At 50.0% G+C, this 4,656-nt stretch carries 2 protein-coding genes; one reads left to right on the plus strand and one right to left on the minus strand.

Going from position 1 to position 4,656, the window contains the following annotated elements:
• On the plus strand, nt 1-3,453 hold a 3,453-nt coding region (locus tag WBA23_RS14670; protein WP_424583030.1), incomplete at its 5' end, for a family 78 glycoside hydrolase catalytic domain.
• A 51-nt stretch (nt 3,454-3,504) separates the two neighbouring features.
• Here the strand turns inward: WBA23_RS14670 and WBA23_RS14675 are convergent.
• Nucleotides 3,505-4,656: gliding motility-associated C-terminal domain-containing protein (locus WBA23_RS14675; RefSeq protein WP_424583031.1), on the minus strand; the 1,152-nt coding region annotated here is incomplete at its 5' end.

The raw sequence follows: 4,656 nt of genomic DNA on the forward strand, positions 1-4,656 counted from the left end.
ACTAACAACTCCTCGCAACCCAACATCATTTTCATTCTCACCGACGATCAACGCTGGGATGCGCTAGGCTATGCTGGGAATGAACTAATTCACACGCCAGAAATGGATAAGCTGGCCCAGCAGGGCACCTACTTCTCCCACGCTATGGTGACTACTCCTATTTGTGCCGGAAGTCGGGCAAGTATTTTGAGCGGATTATATGAGCGTACGCATCGCTACAACTTTCAGAGTGGCCCAATGCAGGAAGGCTACATGCAACAGGCTTATCCTAAGATGCTGAAAGAAGCCGGCTACCGTACCGGATTCTACGGGAAGTTTGGAGTGAACTACGATAATTTGGATGCACTGTTCGACGAATACGAATCATATGATCGTAACAATAGGTTTAAAGATCGGCGCGGGTATTATTACAAAACTTTAGAAGAAGATACCGTACATCTCACCCGCTACACTGGCCAGAAAGCCCTGGACTTTATTGATCGAGCGGATACTGAGCAGCCATTTTGTCTATCGCTGAGCTTTAGTGCGCCCCACGCTCACGATCCGGCCGAAGACCAGTATTTCTGGCAACCGGAATCGGATAAGTTGCTAGCAAAAACAAAAGTGCCTGACCCAAAACTGGGCGATAATCGCTACTTTAACAAATTGCCGGAACCTGTGCGAGAAGGGTTTAATCGTACTCGCTGGTACTGGCGTTACGATACTCCCGAGAAGTACCAACACAGTGTGAAAGGCTACTACCGCATGATTTCGGGTATTGACCGGGAAATTGGGAAGATTCGCCAGCAACTGAAAAAAAAGAACCTAGATAAAAATACCGTCATCATTCTGATGGGTGACAATGGTTACTTTTTGGGCGAACGCCAACTGGCCGGTAAGTGGTTGCTCTACGATAACTCGGTGCGGGTACCACTCATTGTCTTTGACCCCCGGGTGAACCAGCACCACGATAATGATCAGTTTGCACTTAATATAGATGTTCCGGCCACGATGCTCGATCTAGCCGGGCTTAGTGTACCTGATACTTACCAAGGAAAAAGCCTGGTATCAATCGTTTCAGGAGAAACTACGAGTCTGGTTCGCGATACCGCCCTAATAGAACACTTATGGGAGTTTGAGAATATTCCACCCAGCGAGGGTATCCGTACTGCCGAATGGAAGTATTTCCGCTACGTAAACGATAAATCTAGCGAAGAACTCTACCATCTGACCGACGACCCTCAAGAAATTAACAATCTGGCTAACAATCCCGATTACCAAGATGTACTGGCCGACTTATCTTCGGCTACTGGCCGGCTAATTCGTCAGCACCAGGATTCGCTTTCGGCAGCTCCACCCGAACTGATGGTAGAATTTATCCGCCCGTCGGGTACTTCGGCGATCAATGATAAGTTGCCTGAGTACAGTTGGACAGTACCTCGAGGAGCCGGACGGCAGCAGGGCTATCAATTGCTAGTGGCTTCTTCGGAAGAGAAGTTAGCGGAGAATCTGGGCGATGTGTGGAATAGTGGTCAAGCCCGAAGCAGTGAATCGGCCAACGTGGAGCATCGGGGTAATCCGCTATCTCCGAAGACTAAGTACTTCTGGAAAGTGCGTATCTGGGATGAGGGTAATCGGGTGACCAACTACTCGGAAGTTCAATCCTTCACAACTACTGACTTTCAGTCGGGCATTGCGCCGGGGCGGGATTTTCAGTTGGAGAGAATACATCCGGCAGCGTTAGAGAAGACCAGCGGCAATAGCTATTTCGCCGATTTTGGGAAACATGCTTTCGGTAGGCTGGAGCTATACTATCAAGCATCTGCTTCCACTACCTTAACCGTCCGCCTGGGGGAAAAATTAAAAGAGGGTCAGATTGACCAGGACCCCGGCGGCACGCTGCGCTATCAGGAGGTAGACGTACCTGTTAGCCCTAATGAGCAGACCTACACCATTGAACTGGAACGCAACGAGCGTAATACACTGCCGGTAGCAGTAGCCTTACCCGACTCCTTCGGCACGGTGATGCCTTTTCGTTATGTAGAACTGCAAGGAGTGCAAACTGAGCTAACCGCCAATGATCTTACGCAACTGGCTTACTTCAATTATTGGGAAGAGGATCAAAGTAGCTTTACCTCGTCGGATACCGTACTGAATCAGGTGTGGGATATGTGCAAATACACGATGAAAGCAACTTCCTTTGCTGGCATCTACGTGGATGGCGATCGGGAGCGAATTCCTTACGAAGCAGATGCTTACATTAATCAACTGGGGCACTACACTACCGACCGGGAGTACGCTATGGCCCAGCGAACCATTGAATGGTTTATGGAACACCCCACTTGGCCTACTGAGTGGCTGCTGCACACCGCCCTGATGATGTACCAAGACTACTACTACAGCGGTAATACTGAGCTGATTGAAAAGTACTACGAGCCGTTGAAAAGCAAAACTTTGATTGACCTAGCTCGGGAAGATGGGCTAATTAGCTCTACCTTGGGCGGAGTAACCGGCGAGTACATGGCCCAACTAGGCTTCGCCGATACTACTAACCGACTAAAAGATATTGTTGATTGGCCTCCCGCCCAAAAAGATACCGGCTGGAAACTCTCCACTGAAGAAGGGGAACGCGATGGCCATCAGATGTTACCCATTAATACGGTAGTAAACAGCTTCTTCTACCAGAATATGAAGATGATGGCTGAACTAGCCGGAGTACTGGGTAAGTCGGAGGAGGAAGCCCATTTTGATCTGATGGCCGCTAAGGTGAAACAGGCAATTAATACCACCCTGTTTGATCAAGAAAAAGGAATCTACATCGACGGCGAAGGAGCTACTCACTCCTCGCTGCATTCCAATATGATGCCATTAGCCTTCGGGTTAGTGCCGCCCGAACATCAGCAAACAGTAGTGGAATTCATTAAATCGCGGGGGATGGCCTGTAGCGTGTACGGCTCCCAGTTTTTGCTGGAAGGCTTATACGAAGCCGGAGCGGGTGACTACGCCCTGGAACTAATGACGGCTACCCACGACCGCAGTTGGTGGAATATGATTGCTGCCGGATCTACCGTGGCCCTGGAAGCCTGGGACATGAAGTACAAACCCAACCTCGACTGGAACCACGCTTGGGGAGCCGCTCCGGCCAACATCATCCCCCGTTACCTCTGGGGCATCCAACCCAAGACTCCCGGCTTCGGTATCATCAGCATTAAGCCGCAAATGAGCAAGCTGAAGCATAGCAGCATTAAAATGCCTACGCTGAAAGGCTCGGTAAGCGGAGAATACGAGCTTGTAAGCAACCGCCTGCAACGCTATACCATTGAACTACCCGGTAATACTGTAGCTGAGTTCGCTCTCCCCGATATGTCCGATACAGCTATCAGCCTTAACGGGCAGCCGATCAATCCTTCCTTTGGTTCTATCCGTTTAGAGCCGGGAGTAAATCAGATTGAGGTACGGGTGAATTCATTTTAATCAATAGAACATAGCAGAAACGGGACGGTAGTTGCGCTATTAATCACGTTTCTACCGTAGTATCGTCACACCGCCTCGTTCTTGCAGAATGTTTCCTGAGCCATCGTCAGTATCAGATTTGAAGGTAATTACGTAGGGGTAAGAACCCAGCGGAGCCAGTTGCCCATTGTAGGTGCCGTCCCAGCGGAAATCTTTGCGGTTAGACTGAAAAACCAGCTCACCCCAACGGTTGTAAATTCGCACTTCAAAGTCATCATCAGCTACGTAGCGCGGATAGACGAAGAACTCGCTGTTCACTCCGTTGGGCCGGAAGGCATTCGGGGCCACAATAGTGGGTGTACAATCCTCAATTACTTCTACCGAATCAATGGTAGTACAACCAAACTCATTGGTAATTTCCACTACGTAGGTGCCACCTTGGTTAGCCGGAAGCGTAACGGTATTATCAAACGTACCAAAGGGCGTAGTCCACAAAATATTTGGGGCGAAGCTTACTTCCAGCAATACGGAGTTGGCTTCCGGATTAGGATCACGGGGGCAGATGACGAAAGGGCCTTGACCGAGATTGGTTTCGGGTATCGGGCTGCGGGTAACATCCGCTGAAGTTTCGGCCGTACAACCTTCGGCCCCGTTAACTAACTGTGTGACGACTACGCGGTACTCGCCCTCAGGCATATCCGGGCGAAGCAACAATGTATCGCTGCTGGCAGGCAAACGGGTTCCGGCGGAATCGTACCACTCGTAGCGTAAGCTATCGCTACCGTTGGTGGTAACCCGGGCAATAAGCGGGATGTCAGTTCCATCATCGCAAGCACTGCCGAAAAGGATCAGTACCGAAAGGGGCTGATTCACTACGACAGGCAGTGGACTGGCGGCACTCGTACAAGTGGCGTTTCCACCTCGTCGCCTTACATTCACTGAGTAGTCTCCGGTGCGGCTCACGGTAATATCTTGAGTAGCCCCAATATTAGTCTGTACGGTGCCATCCGGTAATTCTACCTGCCACTCGTAAATTAAATCGTCAGTATCAACCACCTCGGGGGCAAACGTAACCCCGATCACCTTCTCTCCTTCTTCACAACTATTATCTTCCAATTCCACAATGGCCTGAATGGTCGGTGGAGTTTCAAAAGTTACTTCTACCTGCTGAGTCGCCGGACAAATCGCACCACTCAGATCAGTCACTTCTACTTCGTACGTTCC

The sequence above is a fragment of the Tunicatimonas sp. genome, from assembly GCF_049647865.1.
Classification (GTDB): Bacteria; Bacteroidota; Bacteroidia; order Cytophagales; family Cyclobacteriaceae; genus Tunicatimonas.